This window comes from Bacteroides sp. AF20-13LB, assembly GCF_003603065.1.
Classification (GTDB): domain Bacteria; phylum Bacteroidota; class Bacteroidia; order Bacteroidales; family Bacteroidaceae; genus Bacteroides; species Bacteroides uniformis.
Genome location: NZ_QTMH01000001.1, coordinates 402702 through 419063, shown reverse-complemented (window position 1 = coordinate 419063; position 16362 = coordinate 402702). Strand labels below are relative to the sequence as shown.

Sequence of the window (16362 nt, the reverse complement as noted above, 5' to 3'; positions counted from 1 at the left end):
CATTTACTATGAAAAAGAAATTATTGATTGGAGCTGCCCTAATACTTTCTGTGGGTACGGCATGTACTTCAGGAGCCGGTGATTGGCAGAGTTACAGCGGTGACAAACGGATAGAAGAGCGTGTCGATTCTGTACTTGCCTTGATGACACTTGAAGAGAAAATAGGTCAGATGACCCAATATTCTGCCAAGAGCGATATTGTGACCGGTCCGCAAGTAAATACGGACATTGAACCTCTATTGAAGAAAGGATACATAGGCAGTCTTTTCCATGCCACTTCTTCTGCCGCCATCCGCAAGACACAAGAGACGGCACTAGCGGAATCCCGGTTGAAGATTCCAGTGCTTTTTGCTTTCGATGTGATACACGGTTTTAAAACGATATTCCCTATTCCTTTGGCCGAGTCGTGTGCCTGGGACGCTGAACTGGCAGAAAGAAGTGCGTCCATTGCCGCTGCCGAAGCTTCGGCAGTGGGTGTTAACTGGACTTTTGCCCCCATGGTGGACATTTCACGTGATGCACGTTGGGGACGGGTAATGGAAGGCTCTGGTGAGGATCCTTATCTGGGTTCATTGCTCTCTGCCGCACGTGTACGCGGTTTCCAGGGTGAGAAGCCCGAAGACTTGATGCGGCTGGACAAGATGCTGGCTTGCGCCAAACACTTCTGTGCATATGGTGCTGCTGAAGCTGGTCGTGATTATAATACGACTGATGTGTCCGAGCGCTCTTTGCGCGATATTTATTTCCCACCTTTCAAGGCTGCCAAAGATGCGGGTGTGGCTACTTTCATGACTGCCTTCAATGAGATTTCCGGTGTGCCTTGCACTTCCAGTAAGTTCCTTTATCAGGATGTGCTTCGCGATGAGTGGAGGTTCAACGGTTTTGTAGTGACGGATTATACGGCTATCAATGAGCTTGTTCCCCACGGCGTGGCACGCGACGAGGCTCATGCCGCCGAGTTGGCTGCCAATGCGGGCATCGAGATGGATATGACCGGAGGTGTGTTTCATGCACATCTGCTGCAAGCCGTGAAAGAGGGCAAGGTGAACGAAGAAACCATTGATAATGCCGTACGCCGCATTCTGGAGATGAAATTCCTTTTAGGCATTATGGACGATCCTTACCGCTATCTGAATGAGGAGCGTGAGAAGGCTACTATCATGAAACCCGAGTTCTTGGAAGCAGCGCGCGATGCTGCTCGTAAGTCGGTAGTATTGTTGAAGAATGAGAATGACTTTTTCCCGATACAACCCTCCGAACGTAAGACTGTAGCTTTGATAGGCCCTATGGTGAAAGAACGTAACAGTGTGAACGGTGGTTGGGGTGGACGGGGAGACCGTCAACGGAGTGTCACTCTTTTTGAAGGGTTGGAAAAAAAGTACGGAAACTCGAACGTACGTTTTCTTTATGCCGAAGGCTGCGATCTTCGTAAGCCTGGAACTGCAGGATTTGCACAAGCTGTGTCCGTGGCTCGTCAGGCAGATGTCATTCTGGTTGCTGCCGGTGAAGACCAGAACTGGAGTGCCGAGGCTGCTTGCCGCACGGACATCACCCTGCCTGCTTCGCAGCGCGACTTGCTGAAGGAACTTAAGAAAACGGGTAAGCCCATCGGATTGGTATTGATGAACGGTCGTCCGCTGGAACTTACTTGGGAGGACGAGAATATGGATGCTATTCTCGAAGCCTGGTATCCGGGCACGATGGGTGGTCATGCCATTGCCGATGTCATCGCAGGCGACTATAATCCTGCCGGAAAGCTGACAATGAGTTTTCCACGTTCGGTGGGGCAGCTCCCGCTTTACTATAACCACAAGAACACCGGACGACCGCTTCCTCCGGACAATCCGAAGATGGATTACAAGTCTTCTTATATTGACTGTCCCAATTCTCCGCTTTATCCTTTTGGATATGGCTTAAGTTATACTAGCTTTGAGGTGGATAACTTGAAGTTGGACAAGGAGGAGCTGAAAAAGGGGGAAACACTTACCGTTACAGTGGATGTAGCCAATATCGGTAAAGTCGGTGGTGAAGAGGTGGTACAGCTTTATATTCGCGACCTTGTGGGAAGTGTGACTCGTCCGGTGAAAGAATTGAAGGGTTTTCAAAAGCTGTATCTCAAGGCTGGCGAGAAGAAGTCGCTGACATTTGTGCTGACTGAAGAAGACCTTGCCTTTTGTGGTGCTGATATGAAGATGCAGGTGGAACCGGGGGAATTCCGGCTCTGGGTAGGAACATCGTCGGCAGATGAGCGGAATGAATCTGTTTTTACGTTGATATGATAAATTGAAAAATCTTATAAATCATTGAAGATGATGAATCATAAACTATCTTTAGGACTTGCCATGCTTCCATTGGTTCCTGCTGTTCAGGCTCAGGAACAAGGCAGGCAAGACGGTGAACGTCCTAACATTATTTTTATCATGAGTGATGACCATGCACAGCAGGCTATGAGTATCTATGGTCATCCTATAGGTAAAGTGGCACCTACTCCTAATATTGACCGTATCGGGCAGGAAGGAGCTGTGTTCTGGAATAATTATTGCTGTAATTCTATTTCAGGCCCCAGTCGCGCCGCGATACTTACTGGCAAGCATAGCCATAAGAACGGCTTCATGAAGAATTGGGCACTAGGTTTCGACGGCTCTCAGCAGACGTTGCCTAAACTGTTGCAACAAGGCGGCTATGAGACTGCCGTCATCGGTAAATGGCATCTTATTTCCAAGCCGACGGGATTTGACCATTGGATGATTCTCAATGACCAAGGCGAATACTGTAACCCACAGTTCATTACCGAGGGGGACACTACTATTCATAAAGGATATGTGACCGACCTCATTACTCAATATTGTGAGGAATGGATGGACAACGGTCGTGACAAGAACAAGCCGTTCTTCTTGATGATGCACCACAAAGCCATTCACCGCAATTGGGTACCTGCCGAACGGCATTATCGTTTGTATGAACACGCCAAGTTCCCGCTTCCCGATAATTATTACGATGCCTATGAGGGACGTTACGCAGCACAGATGCAGAAGATGAATATATACCGTGACATGTACGAAGGTCACGATTTGAAGATGGTTGCGGGTATCGATAGCGACAGCCTGCTCTTTGACCCTTGGCCGCACGCTTTCATGGGAACAATGACACCGGAAGAACGCCGCCGTTTCCTTGATGCTTACCGCGATCGAAATAATGAGTTCTATTCCAAGCCACGTTCATTTAAGGAAGTGGCTGAATGGAAATACCAACGTTACCTGCAAGACTACATGGCTTGTGTAGCAAGTGTGGACGAGAGTGTGGGCGAGATACTGGACTATCTCAAACGTACGGGGTTGGACAAGAATACGATTGTAGTCTATACCACCGATCAAGGCTTCTACTTGGGCGAACATGGCTGGTTTGACAAGCGTTTCATGTACGAAGAGTCTTTTGGTATGCCGATGGTGATGCGCTGGCCGGGACATATCAAACCGGGTACGCAAGTTACAGGTCTGACCCAGAACATCGACTTTGCTCCTACTTTCCTTGATATGTGCGGCATCTCCATTCCGCAGGACATGCAGGGCGTTTCGTTCAAGGAACTGGTGGAAAAAGGCAAGACACCGCGCGACTGGCGTAAGTCCTTGTACTATCACTATTATGAGTTTCCCGGCTTCCACAGCGTGCGTGCCCATTACGGTGTGAAGATGGAACGCTACAAGCTGATGCACTTCTACGTGGATGACAATTGGGAACTTTATGATCTCAAGACAGACCCTGAAGAGATGCACAATCTTTATGAGAAGAAGGGAATGGAGAAGATTACCACCGAACTGAAGGCTGAACTGGCACGCTTGCAAAAAGAATACGATGTGCCGCAGGAGTTATGCCGCTGAAAAGCTACCGGAAGACATATTGAACATTAATAACCTGATAATAAAGATAAAAGATAATGAGAAGACTGATTACTAATCTGCTGCTGGCATTATTATGCTTGGCGTCTCCCCTTTTGGCGCAGGACATGCGCATGGATACTTATTGTAATCCGCTGAATGTAGACTATACCTATATGATATACAATTCTTCGAAAGATATCTCCTACCGCTCGGGTGCCGACCCTGCCGTAGTAGAGTTTCGTGGAGAATATTATATGTTCGTTACCCGTACGCACGGCTACTGGCATTCTACGGATTTGCAAAACTGGAATTTTATCAATCCGGGGGAAAACTGGTATCCACAAGGTTGTAACGCTCCGGCGGCACATAACTACAAGGATTCAGTACTTTATGTCTGTGGCGATCCTTCGGGTGTGATGAGTGTGCTTTATACCGACAACCCCAAGTCGGGTAACTGGAAAGCCACTCCTGCAATCATCACCAACTTGCAAGACCCTGACCTTTTTCTTGATGATGACGGCAGTGCTTACATGTTCTGGGGCTCTTCCAACAAGTGGCCCATTCGCGGCATGAAGCTCAACAAGAACCATCGTTTCATACAAGAAGGCGAGAAGCTGGAACTTTTCAATCTCGACCCAGAGAAACATGGTTGGGAACGTTTTGGAGAAAATCATGCCGATACCGTGCTGGGCGGCTATATCGAAGGACCGTGGTTGACAAAGCACAACGGGAGGTATTACATGCAATATGCCGCTCCGGGCACTCAGTTCAATGTATATGCCGATGGTGTATATGTGGCCGACCATCCGATGGGACCTTATACCTATCAGAAACATAACCCCATTTCCTATAAGCCTGGCGGTTATATCAACGGTGCCGGTCATGGAAGTACGGTGCTCGGACCAGGTAGGCAATATTGGCATTTCGGTTCTATGGCTCTGCCCATTAATATGCACTGGGAACGCCGTCTCTGCATGTTCCCTACTTATTTTGACGAAGACGGCATCATGTATTGCGACACCCGTTTTGGTGATTATCCCCGTTATGCGCCTACTGTGCCTGGAAAGAAGGGTGAGTTCCGCGGCTGGATGCTTCTTTCTTACAACAAGCCTGCCAGATGTTCTTCGGCTGTAGAAGGTCATACTGCTGCCGGATTGACGGACGAGAATTGCAAGACTTATTGGCTGGCTTCTTCCAACGATGAAACACAGTGGGTGGAGATAGACCTTCAGGCACCTGCCACTGTAAACGCTATTCAGGTGAATTACAACGATTATAAGAGTGACATGTATGGCCGTTATCCCGGCCTACGCCACCGTTATACCATCGAAGGTTCCGTAGATGGCGTCAACTGGATACGTCTTGTCAACCGTAGCAACAGTTTCAAAGACACTCCGCACGATTATGTGGAACTGGAAATCCCTGCCCGGGTACGTTATGTACGTTACAAAAACATCCATGTTCCCACACCGCACCTTTCCATTTCTGCCATCCGTATTTTCGGTCTGGGCGAAGGTAAGGCGCCTGCTCAAGTGAAGACATTTGACCCTCGCCGTCACGAAGATCGCCGTGACATCACGCTGACTTGGAAACCGGTGAAAGGTGCACAAGGATACAACATCCTTTGGGGTATTGCGCCGGACAAGCTTTACAGTTCTTGGATGGTGTATGGTGACGAGTGTAGGCATCTGATGAAATGTCTTTCTACCGACCAGAAATATTATTTTGCTATCGAAGCTTTCAATGAAAACGGTGTATCTCAAATTTCTGTCGTTAAAGAAGTGAAATAATGTGTTGTAAAATGAGGGTGTGCCATCAACCGTTTTGACACACCCTTATTTGTCGTTTTATGTGTATTTTGTTTATTGTCAGCTATGGATAAAAAGTCGTATTGCATCGCTTGGTTGATGTTGTTGTTCGTCGGTTCATTACATGCACAATATCGTACTACTACCTACTGTAACCCTCTTAATCTGGACTATACTTATCCTTTTCACAATTCCCATTTGGGCAAGTCCTATCGTTCGGGTGCCGACCCTGCTGTAGTGGAGTTTCGGGGGGAGTATTATATGTTCGTTACCCGTTCCTGGGGTTACTGGCATTCCAAGGACTTGCTGAATTGGGACTTTATTACTCCCGAAAAATGGTATTTCGAAGGTTGCAATGCTCCTGCTGCCCATAATTATAAAGATTCCGTACTCTATGTTTGTGGGAATCCATCCGGAGCCATGAGCATACTGTATACCGATAATCCCAAACGGGGGGACTGGAAGGCAGTGCCATCGGTGCTCCACGACCTTCAGGATCCTGCCCTTTTCATTGATGATGATGAACGTGCTTATATGTATTGGGGGTCTTCCAACCGTTGGCCTATCCGTGGTAAGGAACTTGATATGAAGAATAAATTCCTGCCGATAGCGAAAAAGCCGGATTCACTGCTCTTTCTCCGTCCTGACATTCATGGGTGGGAACGTTTTGGCGAAAATCATACCAGTGACATCAAACCATTCATCGAGGGTGCGTGGATGACGAAACACAATGGGAAATATTATTTGCAATATGCCGCTCCGGGCACTCAGTTCAATGTGTATGGTGACGGTGTTTATGTAGGAAAATCTCCTTTGGGGCCTTTCGAGTATGCGGCTCATAATCCGTTTTGTTACAAGCCGGGAGGATTTGCTACCGGTGCCGGGCATGGAAGTACGGTTTGTGGTCCCGGAGGAATTTACTGGCATTTCGGTACGATTCATCTGTCCATTAATTATAAGTTTGAGCGTAGGCTTTGTATGTTTCCTACATTTTTTGACGAAGACGGTGCGATGTACTCCGACACTTACTTTGGCGATTATCCTCATTATTCTCCCGACCAGGTTTCGCGACAGACGACAAGCGGTGGTTTCCGGGGCTGGATGTTGCTTTCTTATGGCAAACCCGTGAAGGCTTCTTCGCAATTAGAAAGTTATCCGGTGGAAAATGTGACGGACGAGAACTTGAAAACCTTCTGGGTGGCCGAAAAAAATGACGATAAGCAATGGGTGGAGATAGACCTTGAAGAAGTGAGTGACGTGTATGCCTTGCAACTGAATTTCTTTGACTATGAGGAAACTGGATTTTGGGGACGTATGCCAAACCTCCGGCAACGCTATCTTGTAGAAGCTTCGGTGGATGGTGCCCGTTGGCGGGTATTGGTGGACTATCGCAACAGTTTCCGTGATGCCCCTCATAATTACATAGAACTGGATCAACCGATAGAAGCACGCTATATTCGTTATCGCCACCATTACGTGCCGGGCAAGAATCTGGCAATGGGGGATATTCGCGTGTTCGGTTTGGGACGTGGGAAAAAACCGGCTACGGTAAAAGGTTTTACGGTAGTGCGTGAAGCGGACGAACGTAATGCCCGCATTTCTTGGAAATCGGTGAAGGGTGCGCAAGGCTATAATGTATTGTGGGGTGTTGCTCCTGATAAATTGTATAGTTCGTGGATGGTATATGGCGATAATTCATTAGACTTACGTGCCCTCACGGTGGGGCAAAAATATTATTTTGCCATCGAATCGTTTAATGAAAATGGTATTTCGCAACGTGTCTTTCTTCGAGAGGCGCACTGATTGTATAAAATGAACAGTAATGAAACAGATAATACACTCTTTTTTATATGGTAGTGCCGTTTGGGCTGCTTGTACTGTATCGCAGGAGGTCAAGGCCGGTGGGATCCCTGTCTCTACCACAGAGGATGGAGATGCTGTTAGCCCAAACATTGTTTGTGTGGTATGTGAAGACATCGGTCCTTGGCTGCACTGTTTCGGTGACAGTGTGGCAGTGACTCCGACTATTGACGCCCTTGCGGCAGAGGGTATACGCTATACCAGCATTTATGGGACAGTGGGTGTTAGTGCTCCTTCGCGTGCGGCACTTATTACGGGAATGTATCCCACGCATATCAATGCCAACTATATGCGTACGCAAGGGGGGCAGATTGCACGTCCACCGGCGGTAACCGGTTACGATATTGTGTTACCCGAGGGAATAAAGTGCTATACCGAGCTGTTGCGTGCCGCTGGCTATTATTGTACGAACAACCCGAAAACCGACTATCAGTTTCTACCGCCTTTGACCGCTTGGGACGAATGTGGCAGGCAGGCGCATTGGCGCAACCGTCCTAAAGGGATGCCTTTTTTCGCTATATTCAATACCCTTGCCTCGCATGAGCAAAAGGTGTGGGAAAGTGCGAAGGATACGCTTTACGTCTCTCCCGACGATGTGGTGTTGCCACCCTATTATCCTGAGGACAGCATTGTGCGCCGCGATATTGCTGTCATGTACAGCAATATTTACCGCATGGATTGTTTTGTCCGCCAGATGATTGATGAATTGAGGGCGGCAGGCGAGTGGGATAATACCATTCTTATCTTTTATTCGGATAATGGTGGACCGCTTCCTCGGCAGAAACGTGAAATAACAGAGGTTGGTACCCATATTCCTCTCATTATCCGTTATCCGGACGGACGGTTGGCCGGCAGTATTGATGATGGACTTCGCAGTGTCATTGACATTCCACCCACGATTCTTTCATTGGCGGGTATCAAGCCTCCTGCCTATATGGATGGCAAGGCATTTGCTGGGAAATATGCTTCGCCATCGCGGCGCTATGTTTTTGCCGCACGTGACCGTATGGATAAGTGTTATGACCAGCAGGGGGGCGTACGTGACCGCCGTTATCGTTATATCTGTAATTATACTCCCAATCAGCCCGGCTATCAGCCGGTAGGATTTCGTCTGAACATGCCGATGATGCGCCGTATGCTTCAACTCCATGAAGAAGGCGCGCTCGATGAGAATCAGGAAAGCTGGTTTGTTTGGCCCCGTCCGCGTGAAGAGTTCTATGATTTGGAGAAAGACCCTCATGAGATGTGCAATCTGATTAATGATCCGGCTTACCGGAAATACATTGACCGTTTGCGGAAGGTGTATCGGCAGTGGGAAAGGAAATATTGGCAATGTCGTCCGCTGACAGAACCGGAAATAGTACAAACTATGTGGCCGGACGGTGTACAGCCGCTCGTGTCAGCTCCGCAGATTGTACAAAAGGGGGGGCAGGTTAAGCTGGAGTGTTCCACTCCTGGAGTCTCTTATGCCTATCAGTTGAATGGTCGGGGACGGAATGGAGAGAAACATTGGAATCTATATGTTGAGCCGTTTGTTGTCCATAAGGGAGACCGGGTGGCAGTGCAGGCTTTCCGGGTGGGATATAAGAAGAGTGAGATAGTAGACTTTTTAATTGAACATTAATTTTGTAGGATATGAAGAATACAGTTTGTACAGCCTTGATGCTGTTGATGTCTGTGTGTATGTATGCGCAGGAGTTGTATGGAGAGTATGAAAAGAAAGTGTATGTCTCTTCGCAGGGAGATTCGTTGAAGTACCGTTTGCTGCGTCCCGAAGCAGAAAAGGCAGGGAAGAAATATCCGTTGGTGCTTTTTCTGCATGGTGCGGGCGAACGAGGAGATGATAATCAGAAGCAATTGGTGCATGGTGGGCAGATGTGGCTCAATCCGGTGAACAGAGAGGAATATCCGGCTTTTGTATTGGCTCCCCAGTGTCCTAAGGAAGATTATTGGGCTTATGTGGGTCGTCCCAAGTCGTTTGTACCTGGAGAAATGCCCGAGGTACAGGAGCCTACGCGTATATTCCGCACATTGAAGGAGTTGCTGGATACCTATTTGGTTATGCCCCAGGTGGATAAAGACCGGATTTATGTGATGGGACTTTCCATGGGCGGTATGGGGACGTTTGATTTGGCGATACGTTATCCCGAAGTTTTTGCCGCAGCCGTTCCCATCTGCGGTATTGTGAATCCGGCAAGGCTTTCTGCCGCCAAAGACGTGAAGTTCCGTATTTATCACGGAGATGCCGATAACATTGTTCCGGTAGAAGGTTCGCGTCAGGCTTACAAGGCCTTGAAGGCTGCTGGTGCCGATGTTGAGTATATCGAATTCCCCGGAGTCAATCATGGCAGCTGGACACCGGCGTTCAATGATTCTGAGTTTATGGGTTGGCTGTTTAATCAGAAGAAAAAATGATGAGGATATTGTCTGTTATCGGAGCGCTCTTTTTAGGGGGCGCTTTTTTTACTTCTTGCACCACTTCTGGTAGGGTAAGTACTTTTGTGGTCTTACCGGATACGCAGACTTATCTGGAACAATGTCCGGAGGTCTTTGATTCGCAAGTGGACTGGTTGGTTGCCAACCGTAAGAAAATAGATGCCGTGTTCCAAGTGGGAGATTTGACACAAGATAATTCTCCGGTGGAATGGGCGTATATGCAGAAAGCTTTTCATCGTATCAGCCAAGCGGGAATACCTTATTCTGTCGTGTGGGGAAATCATGATATTGGCAGTAAGCCCGGCAAGTTTTCGGACGTGCATAACACTGCAATGGCCAACAAGTATTTTCCTCTTTCCGATTATATGCAGAAGAACTATTGGGGAGGCAGTGCGGATGGAAAGACATTGGATAACTATTACATAAATTTCAGGTCGGGTGATACCGATTGGCTGGTCTTGAATCTGGAATTCGGACCTTCTGATGAGGCTCTGCAATGGGCCGATTCCATAGTGGGTATTCATCCGGATAAGCTTGTCATATTGAATACACACGCCTATTTGTATTGTGACAGTACGTTGCATGACGGGAAAGACTGGTGGCGTCCTCAAGGATATGGCATCGGCAAAGAGCTCGGGCGCACAGTGAACGATGGCGCTGGAATCTGGAAGAAATTGCTTCTCAGACATCGCAATGTGATAGCTGTCTTTTGTGGGCATGTCTTGAAAAGCGGAGTTGGCACGCTGGTCTCTATAGGGAAAGAGGGGAATAAAGTGTATCAGATGCTGGCAAACTATCAGCGTGGTGTGGAAGGCAGTAGATTGGGAGGTGAGGGCTACTTACGCATTGTAACTTTTAACCGGAAGACAAGGGAGATAGATGTGAAGACCTATTCGACTTGGAATAAAGCCTACCACCCCTCCGAACATCATAACTTTAAGTTCAGAGAGGTGGACTTTGACGAATATCTGCGCTGAGACTTAAGTCCTTTCAGCGTAATCTCCGTTACTTTTTATCAGTTCTATCAGCTTTTCTACCGCCTCTTCTTCGGGAATGTTCTTTTCGATACACTCCTTCTTCTTGTAGAGGCTGATTTTGCCTCGTCCGGCGCCCACATAGCCGTAGTCGGCGTCTGCCATTTCTCCGGGGCCGTTGACAATGCATCCCATGATTCCTATCTTGAGTCCTTTCAGATGGCCGGTGGCTGCCTTGATACGGGCAATGGTACTTTCCAGGTCGTAGAGGGTGCGTCCGCAGCCGGGACAAGAGATGTATTCGGTCTTGCTGGTACGTACACGTCCGGCTTGCAGGATACCGAAAGCAGTGGCATCCACTACTTTTCCGCTTATGGTTTCTCCTTGGTTGAAGAGAAGGATACCGTCACACAGACCGTCGAAGATGAGTGCTCCCATGTCTGCCGCCGCTTTGATTTGCAGATTTTCCAATTCGCTCTCTGCGTAGTGTTCAAAGAAGACTACCGGGTTCTTCAGGCCTTCCTTCATCATCTGGTGTGCCAGGGCGCGTTGCTCTCCCAACCGGTTGGGATGATTGCTTTGCGAAATCAATACGACTTCCGGATGATACTTCAGGCAGGCGATGGCTTCGTCATTCAGCCCCATATACGTGATGAAGAGGAATTTCAAGGAAGCGCCGCAGCTGCTTAGGAAAGGAAGCTGGTCTCCTTTAAAGGCAGGCCAGGCATTGTCCGGTTCCGTTCTGCCGTTACTGTGCTCCATCCAGACATCGGCATCGATGATGCATTGCATGCCTTCCGGAAGTTGTTCCGGGATGGAACGTCCCGTATAGATATAGTCCGGCATGAATTGCGGATTGAAGTCCATGTCCCCGTCTAAGCGTGCGGCAATGACCACGGGCAGATTGTCTCCGCCGATATTGTGTACGGCGGCAGTCTCGCGGCGGGTGGGAGAGAGATAATTGAATTCCGGCACATCTGCTCCGGGGATATAAGGATGGTCGTGGCGCTGCACGATATAGTCCACCAATTTGCGGGCTACGGGGATTTCCGCCTCCGGAGCTTCGCTCAGGGAAACCCGGATGGTGTCACCCAAGCCGTCTGCCAGCAGGGCGCCGATGCCCAAGGCCGATTTGATGCGTCCGTCTTCTCCGTCTCCGGCTTCCGTTACACCGAGATGCAGCGGGAATCGCATACCTTCCTGCTCCATGACGGCTGCCAGCAAGCGTACTGTCTTTACCATGACCACTGTATTGGATGCCTTGATGGAAATGACCACATCCGTGAAATTCTCTTGTACGCAGATGCGCAGAAACTCCATACAAGATTCCACCATACCTTCCGGTGTATCGCCATAGCGCGACATGATGCGGTCGGATAATGAACCGTGGTTCACGCCGATGCGGATGGCAGTATGGTTCTCCTTGCAGATATTAAGGAAGGGTACAAAGCGGTCGTGTATCTTCTGCAACTCCTGGGCATACTCTTCATCGGTATACTCCAAATGTTTGAAAGTACGTGCTGCATCCACATAGTTTCCCGGATTGATGCGGACTTTTTCTACATACTGCGCTGCTACGTCCGCTACCTTCGGGTTGAAGTGAATGTCGGCCACAAGCGGCACCATATATCCGTCCTGGCGTAGGCCTATGTTGATATTCATCAGGTTTTCAGCCTCTTTGATGCCTTGGGCCGTGAGGCGTACATACTCTCCTCCGGTGTCGACAATACGTTTGGCTTGCGCCACACTGGCTTCTGTGTCCTGCGTAGCGGTGTTCGTCATACTTTGTATGCGGATAGGATTGGAGCCGCCCATAGGGGTGGCTCCGATGTTTACTTCTGATGTTTCCCGTCGGGAATAGTTAAATAGATCCACGATGATATTTACAGTTAAAGGATTAAAAGATTTACGATTGGACGATTTACGATGTACGATTGAAGATACCAAGAAGTAATTTCAATCGTACATCGTAAATCGTCCAATCGTAAATCAATTGGTTTTGTATTCGTACTTCACCTCCTTCAAGTCCTCATTTGCCTTGACTATTTTCTTTTTCAGCCCTTCTTTATAGGCGGCGAATGTTTCAGCCAATGAGGAATCGCTCAGTGCCAGCATCTGTACGGCAAGGATGGCAGCGTTCATGGCACCATTAATGGCAACGGTGGCTACCGGTATGCCCGGAGGCATCTGGATGATGGAGTAAAGGGCGTCTACGCCATCGAGTGCGGACCCTTTTACGGGAACCCCGATTACCGGCAGTGTGGTGTTGGCAGCAATGACGCCGGGCAGGGCGGCAGCCATACCGGCAGCGGCAATAATCACTTTAATGCCGCGTTGGCGGGCATTCTTGGCAAATTCCTCCACTGCTTCCGGTGTGCGGTGAGCAGAGAGAGCGTTCATTTCGAACGGTACATGCAGGTCATTGAGCAATTGCGCGGCCTTCTCCATAACGGGGAGGTCGGAAGTGCTGCCCATGATGATGCTAACGATTGGAGACATGAATCATTAAATTATTAAAGGGTTAATTTTATAAGGGTTAGGGATTAACGATTAGGGGTTAGGGACTGCGCTATCATTCCATCCGGTGTTAATCGCTAACCCCTAATCCCTAATCTTTTCATTTCATTTCATTCGTTTATCAGCGCTTTGTAGGCTTCGGCATCCAGCAGGCTGTCGAAGTCGGCATCAGCGGCGGGTTTGATTTTGATGAGCCAGCCTTCGCCGTATGGGTCCTGGTTTACCAGTTCCGGCTGGTCGGCAAGGGCTTCGTTTTGCTCCAGAATCTCACCGGTTACGGGCAGGAAGAGGTCTGATATGGTTTTTACTACTTCGATGGTGCCGAACACTTCGTCGGCAGCCAATGTCTCACCTTCGGTCGGGATGTCGACAAACACAATGTCGCCCAGTTGCTCTTGTGCATAATCGGTAATACCTACATAGGCTACATCACCTTCCAGGCGAATCCATTCGTGTTCTTTGGTGTACTTTACATTAGTCGGGAAATTCATGATCATTAGTTTTTAAGGGTTGATACTATGTAAATTAAAAGTTGAAAATTAAAAATTAAACAAGGCTCTTAAAAGAGGAAGATTCGGAACAGTATGTTGCTCAGCGGGTGGAGTACCAGCAACGAGCAGATAAGCCCTACGGCAAAGCCTCCCATAACTTCGCCCAGTGTGTGGTGTCGCAGGATGATGCGTGCGGTGCCCAGCACGCCAGCCACCAGTATAAAGAGGCATAGCCACCATACGGGATTGTAGCTGAACAAGGCGCTGAAAGCTACCAGTCCGCCAATTACGGCTCCGGCGCCTGCCATGTGTTCGCTCAGTTTCCATTTTAAGTTGACAATGACGCAGATTATCATCACTACCAGGGCGGAGAGTATGATACCGGTCATATACCACGGGATATTGAGCCGGTGCATCATGAGCAGGCAGAATACATAGGAAGTGATGGTCAGAATAAAGGGAATGTATCTCTTTTTTCGTTCCACCAGTTCTTCCGGACTGAAACCGTTGATTTTGCGGAAGATGAAGATAGTCAGTGTAGGCATCAGGATGGTGAAGCAATACACCACGCCCAATACTATCAACTTGTACTGCAACGGCATGATGCGCAGGTACGAGAATATAAACAGAACCAGAAATGCCAGGAAAGGGATGGAGAACGGTGTGAATACCGCCGAAATCACTTTCGCTGTTCTGATTAAAGTTTTATCTGCTATAATATGCTCTTCCACAACCTAATTTTATTTACGATTTGACTATTTACAATTTACTATTTGAATGCACTAATCTTTAAACCTTAATCCCTAATCGCTCATCCTTTTCTCTCATCTTCTCAGCCTTGCCACAGGGATATTCATCTGTTGGCGATACTTTGCCACCGTGCGGCGGGCTATGGGATAGCCTTTCTCCTTCAGCAGCTCGGTCAGTTCGTCATCGGTCAGAGGCTTTTTCTTGTCCTCGTTGTCAATGCACTCTTTGAGTATCTTGCGTATTTCGCGTACAGACATCTCTTCGCCGTCTTCGGTTGTGTAGCCGTCGTTGAAGAAGAACTTCAGCGGGTAGATGCCGTAGTTGGTCTGTACATACTTGCTGTTGCTCACACGGGAGATGGTCGAGATGTCCAACCCGGTGCGTTCGGCAACATCTTTCAGAATCATGGGGCGGAGCAATGACTCGTCTCCTTCGAGGAAGAAAGGACGTTGCAGGTCTATGATGGCCTGCATGGTGGTCATCAGCGTATTCTGGCGTTGCTTCACGGCATCGATGAAACCTTGTGCGGCATCCATTTTTTGTTTGAGGAACATCATGGCTTCGCGGGATTCCTTAGACTGGTTGGCCCGGTTCTTGGTGTGTTCTTCCACCATCTCGGTGAAGTCGCGGCTCATGCGCAGTTCCGGCACGTTGCGGTTGTTCAGTGTCACGTTGATGGTACCGTCGTCATAAGTGTCTACCAGGAAGTCGGGCACAATCTGCTGCATGTTCTTGCCGATGGCTTCGCCGAGCGAGGCACCGGGACGGGGATTCAGCTTGCAGATTTCCTTAACGGCTTGTTGCAGGGTATCTTCGCTGATACCTAATTTCTGCATAATCTTGTCCCAATGCTTGCGGGTGAACTCTTCGTAGCACTGGGTAAGAATATCTTCTTCTATATAGTATTGTGGAGGCGAGGGCATGGGCCGTTGCGCTTCCTTACGTCGAATCTGGATGAGCAGGCACTCTTGTAGGGTGCGGGCGCCCAGACCGGCGGGGTCGAAGTCTTGTATAATCTTCAATACTTCTTCCAGCTCTTCGGGAGAAGCGTCGATACCGGCGTAGATGGCGAGTTCGTCGCTGATACTGTCCAGCGATTTGCGCAGCAGGCCATCGTCGTCCAGCGAGCCGATGAGATATTCGGCCAGTTCGCGCTGGTGCGGAGTCAAGTCCTGCTCGCCGAGCTGCTGGCGCAAGGTTTCATAGAAAGAGGTGGCGTCGGAGAAAGGAATTTCTTCTGCCTGCTCCCCTTTGCTGCGGTTGTTCTCCTGCAGCTTGTAGTCGGGGATATCGTCTTCGTTCAGATAATCGCTTAAAGAATCATAGCTAGTGTCTCCACCATCTTCTGAGCCGGTTTCCGCATCGGGTGTGTCGGGGTATTCATCGCCGGGAGTATCCTCCTTGCCCTCTTCCAGTGCCGGATTTTCCAGAAGTTCGGCACGTACGCGGTCCTCTAGTTCCACGGCGGGAAGTTCCAGCAGCTTTACCACCAGAATTTGTTGCGGCGACAGCGTTTGTATCTGCTGTTGCGCTTGGGTCTGTACTTGTCGGGAGCCTTGTGCCATATTTTTATAAATTATTCAATGCACTCATTGTGCATCTTCTTTCAGATATTTACCGCAAAAATAGTGAATAGTTCGATAACACG

At 48.7% G+C, this 16362-nt stretch carries 12 protein-coding genes; 7 read left to right on the top strand and 5 right to left on the bottom strand.

All coding sequences use genetic code 11. The features are described from left to right. The first annotated feature begins 8 nt into the window (after positions 1-8). From DWX62_RS01590 to DWX62_RS01560, 7 genes are all read left to right on the top strand, one after another. A complete protein-coding gene (locus DWX62_RS01590; protein ID WP_057256701.1) occupies positions 9-2279 on the top strand; it encodes a glycoside hydrolase family 3 N-terminal domain-containing protein in 2271 nt (756 codons plus the stop codon). A 33-nt stretch (positions 2280-2312) separates the two neighbouring features. Continuing rightward, on the top strand, positions 2313-3878 hold the full coding sequence (locus DWX62_RS01585; protein ID WP_120172555.1) for a sulfatase: 1566 nt from the start codon (positions 2313-2315) through the stop codon (positions 3876-3878). Positions 3879-3934: 56 nt separating this feature from the next. Continuing rightward, complete coding sequence (locus tag DWX62_RS01580) at positions 3935-5668, top strand: family 43 glycosylhydrolase (protein WP_120172539.1); 1734 nt, start codon at positions 3935-3937, stop codon at positions 5666-5668. Between the two features lie 117 nt (positions 5669-5785). Then, the gene (locus tag DWX62_RS01575; protein WP_243636238.1) at positions 5786-7489 is read left to right on the top strand and encodes a family 43 glycosylhydrolase; all 1704 of its coding nucleotides are present in this window, start codon (positions 5786-5788) and stop codon (positions 7487-7489) included. Positions 7490-7508: 19 nt separating this feature from the next. Continuing rightward, positions 7509-9170 (top strand): sulfatase, encoded by a 1662-nt coding sequence (locus DWX62_RS01570; RefSeq protein ID WP_057256698.1) that lies wholly within the window; start codon positions 7509-7511, stop codon positions 9168-9170. Positions 9171-9181: 11 nt separating this feature from the next. Further along, positions 9182-9961 (top strand): prolyl oligopeptidase family serine peptidase, encoded by a 780-nt coding sequence (locus DWX62_RS01565; protein ID WP_117680949.1) that lies wholly within the window; start codon positions 9182-9184, stop codon positions 9959-9961. Then, complete coding sequence (locus DWX62_RS01560; protein ID WP_120172537.1) at positions 9958-10959, top strand: metallophosphoesterase; 1002 nt, start codon at positions 9958-9960, stop codon at positions 10957-10959. The genes DWX62_RS01565 and DWX62_RS01560 overlap by 4 nt, the downstream gene beginning before the upstream one ends. Positions 10960-10962: 3 nt before the next feature. Here the strand turns inward: DWX62_RS01560 and DWX62_RS01555 are convergent, their stop codons facing one another. From DWX62_RS01555 to rpoN, 5 genes are all read right to left on the bottom strand, one after another. Next, a complete protein-coding gene (locus DWX62_RS01555) occupies positions 10963-12831 on the bottom strand; it encodes a 4-hydroxy-3-methylbut-2-en-1-yl diphosphate synthase (RefSeq protein ID WP_120172536.1) in 1869 nt (622 codons plus the stop codon). 114 nt (positions 12832-12945) lie between these two features. Further along, entirely contained in the window at positions 12946-13455 is a 510-nt protein-coding gene (purE, locus tag DWX62_RS01550) for a 5-(carboxyamino)imidazole ribonucleotide mutase (RefSeq protein WP_005830568.1), read from the bottom strand. Between the two features lie 128 nt (positions 13456-13583). Then, positions 13584-13964, bottom strand: coding sequence for a glycine cleavage system protein GcvH (gcvH, locus tag DWX62_RS01545; RefSeq protein WP_005834498.1), 381 nt, complete (start codon positions 13962-13964; stop codon positions 13584-13586). Between the two features lie 68 nt (positions 13965-14032). After that, a complete protein-coding gene (locus tag DWX62_RS01540) occupies positions 14033-14695 on the bottom strand; it encodes a hypothetical protein (protein ID WP_120172535.1) in 663 nt (220 codons plus the stop codon). 93 nt (positions 14696-14788) lie between these two features. Beyond that, positions 14789-16279: an RNA polymerase factor sigma-54 gene (gene rpoN / locus DWX62_RS01535; RefSeq protein WP_005830563.1), complete on the bottom strand. Its 1491-nt coding sequence runs from the start codon at positions 16277-16279 to the stop codon at positions 14789-14791. Positions 16280-16362: the final 83 nt, after the last annotated feature.

Bases quoted from the DNA above. Each gene is read 5' to 3' on its own strand.
- DWX62_RS01590 (WP_057256701.1), top strand. From the start codon at position 9: ATGAAAAAGAAATTATTGATTGGAGCTGCCCTAATACTTTCTGTGGGT.
- DWX62_RS01585 (WP_120172555.1), top strand. From the start codon at position 2,313: ATGAATCATAAACTATCTTTAGGACTTGCCATGCTTCCATTGGTTCCT.
- DWX62_RS01580 (WP_120172539.1), top strand. From the start codon at position 3,935: ATGAGAAGACTGATTACTAATCTGCTGCTGGCATTATTATGCTTGGCG.
- DWX62_RS01575 (WP_243636238.1), top strand. From the start codon at position 5,786: ATGTTGTTGTTCGTCGGTTCATTACATGCACAATATCGTACTACTACC.
- DWX62_RS01570 (WP_057256698.1), top strand. From the start codon at position 7,509: ATGAAACAGATAATACACTCTTTTTTATATGGTAGTGCCGTTTGGGCT.
- DWX62_RS01565 (WP_117680949.1), top strand. From the start codon at position 9,182: ATGAAGAATACAGTTTGTACAGCCTTGATGCTGTTGATGTCTGTGTGT.
- DWX62_RS01560 (WP_120172537.1), top strand. From the start codon at position 9,958: ATGATGAGGATATTGTCTGTTATCGGAGCGCTCTTTTTAGGGGGCGCT.
- purE (WP_005830568.1), bottom strand. From the start codon at position 13,455: ATGTCTCCAATCGTTAGCATCATCATGGGCAGCACTTCCGACCTCCCC.
- gcvH (WP_005834498.1), bottom strand. From the start codon at position 13,964: ATGAATTTCCCGACTAATGTAAAGTACACCAAAGAACACGAATGGATT.
- rpoN (WP_005830563.1), bottom strand. From the start codon at position 16,279: ATGGCACAAGGCTCCCGACAAGTACAGACCCAAGCGCAACAGCAGATA.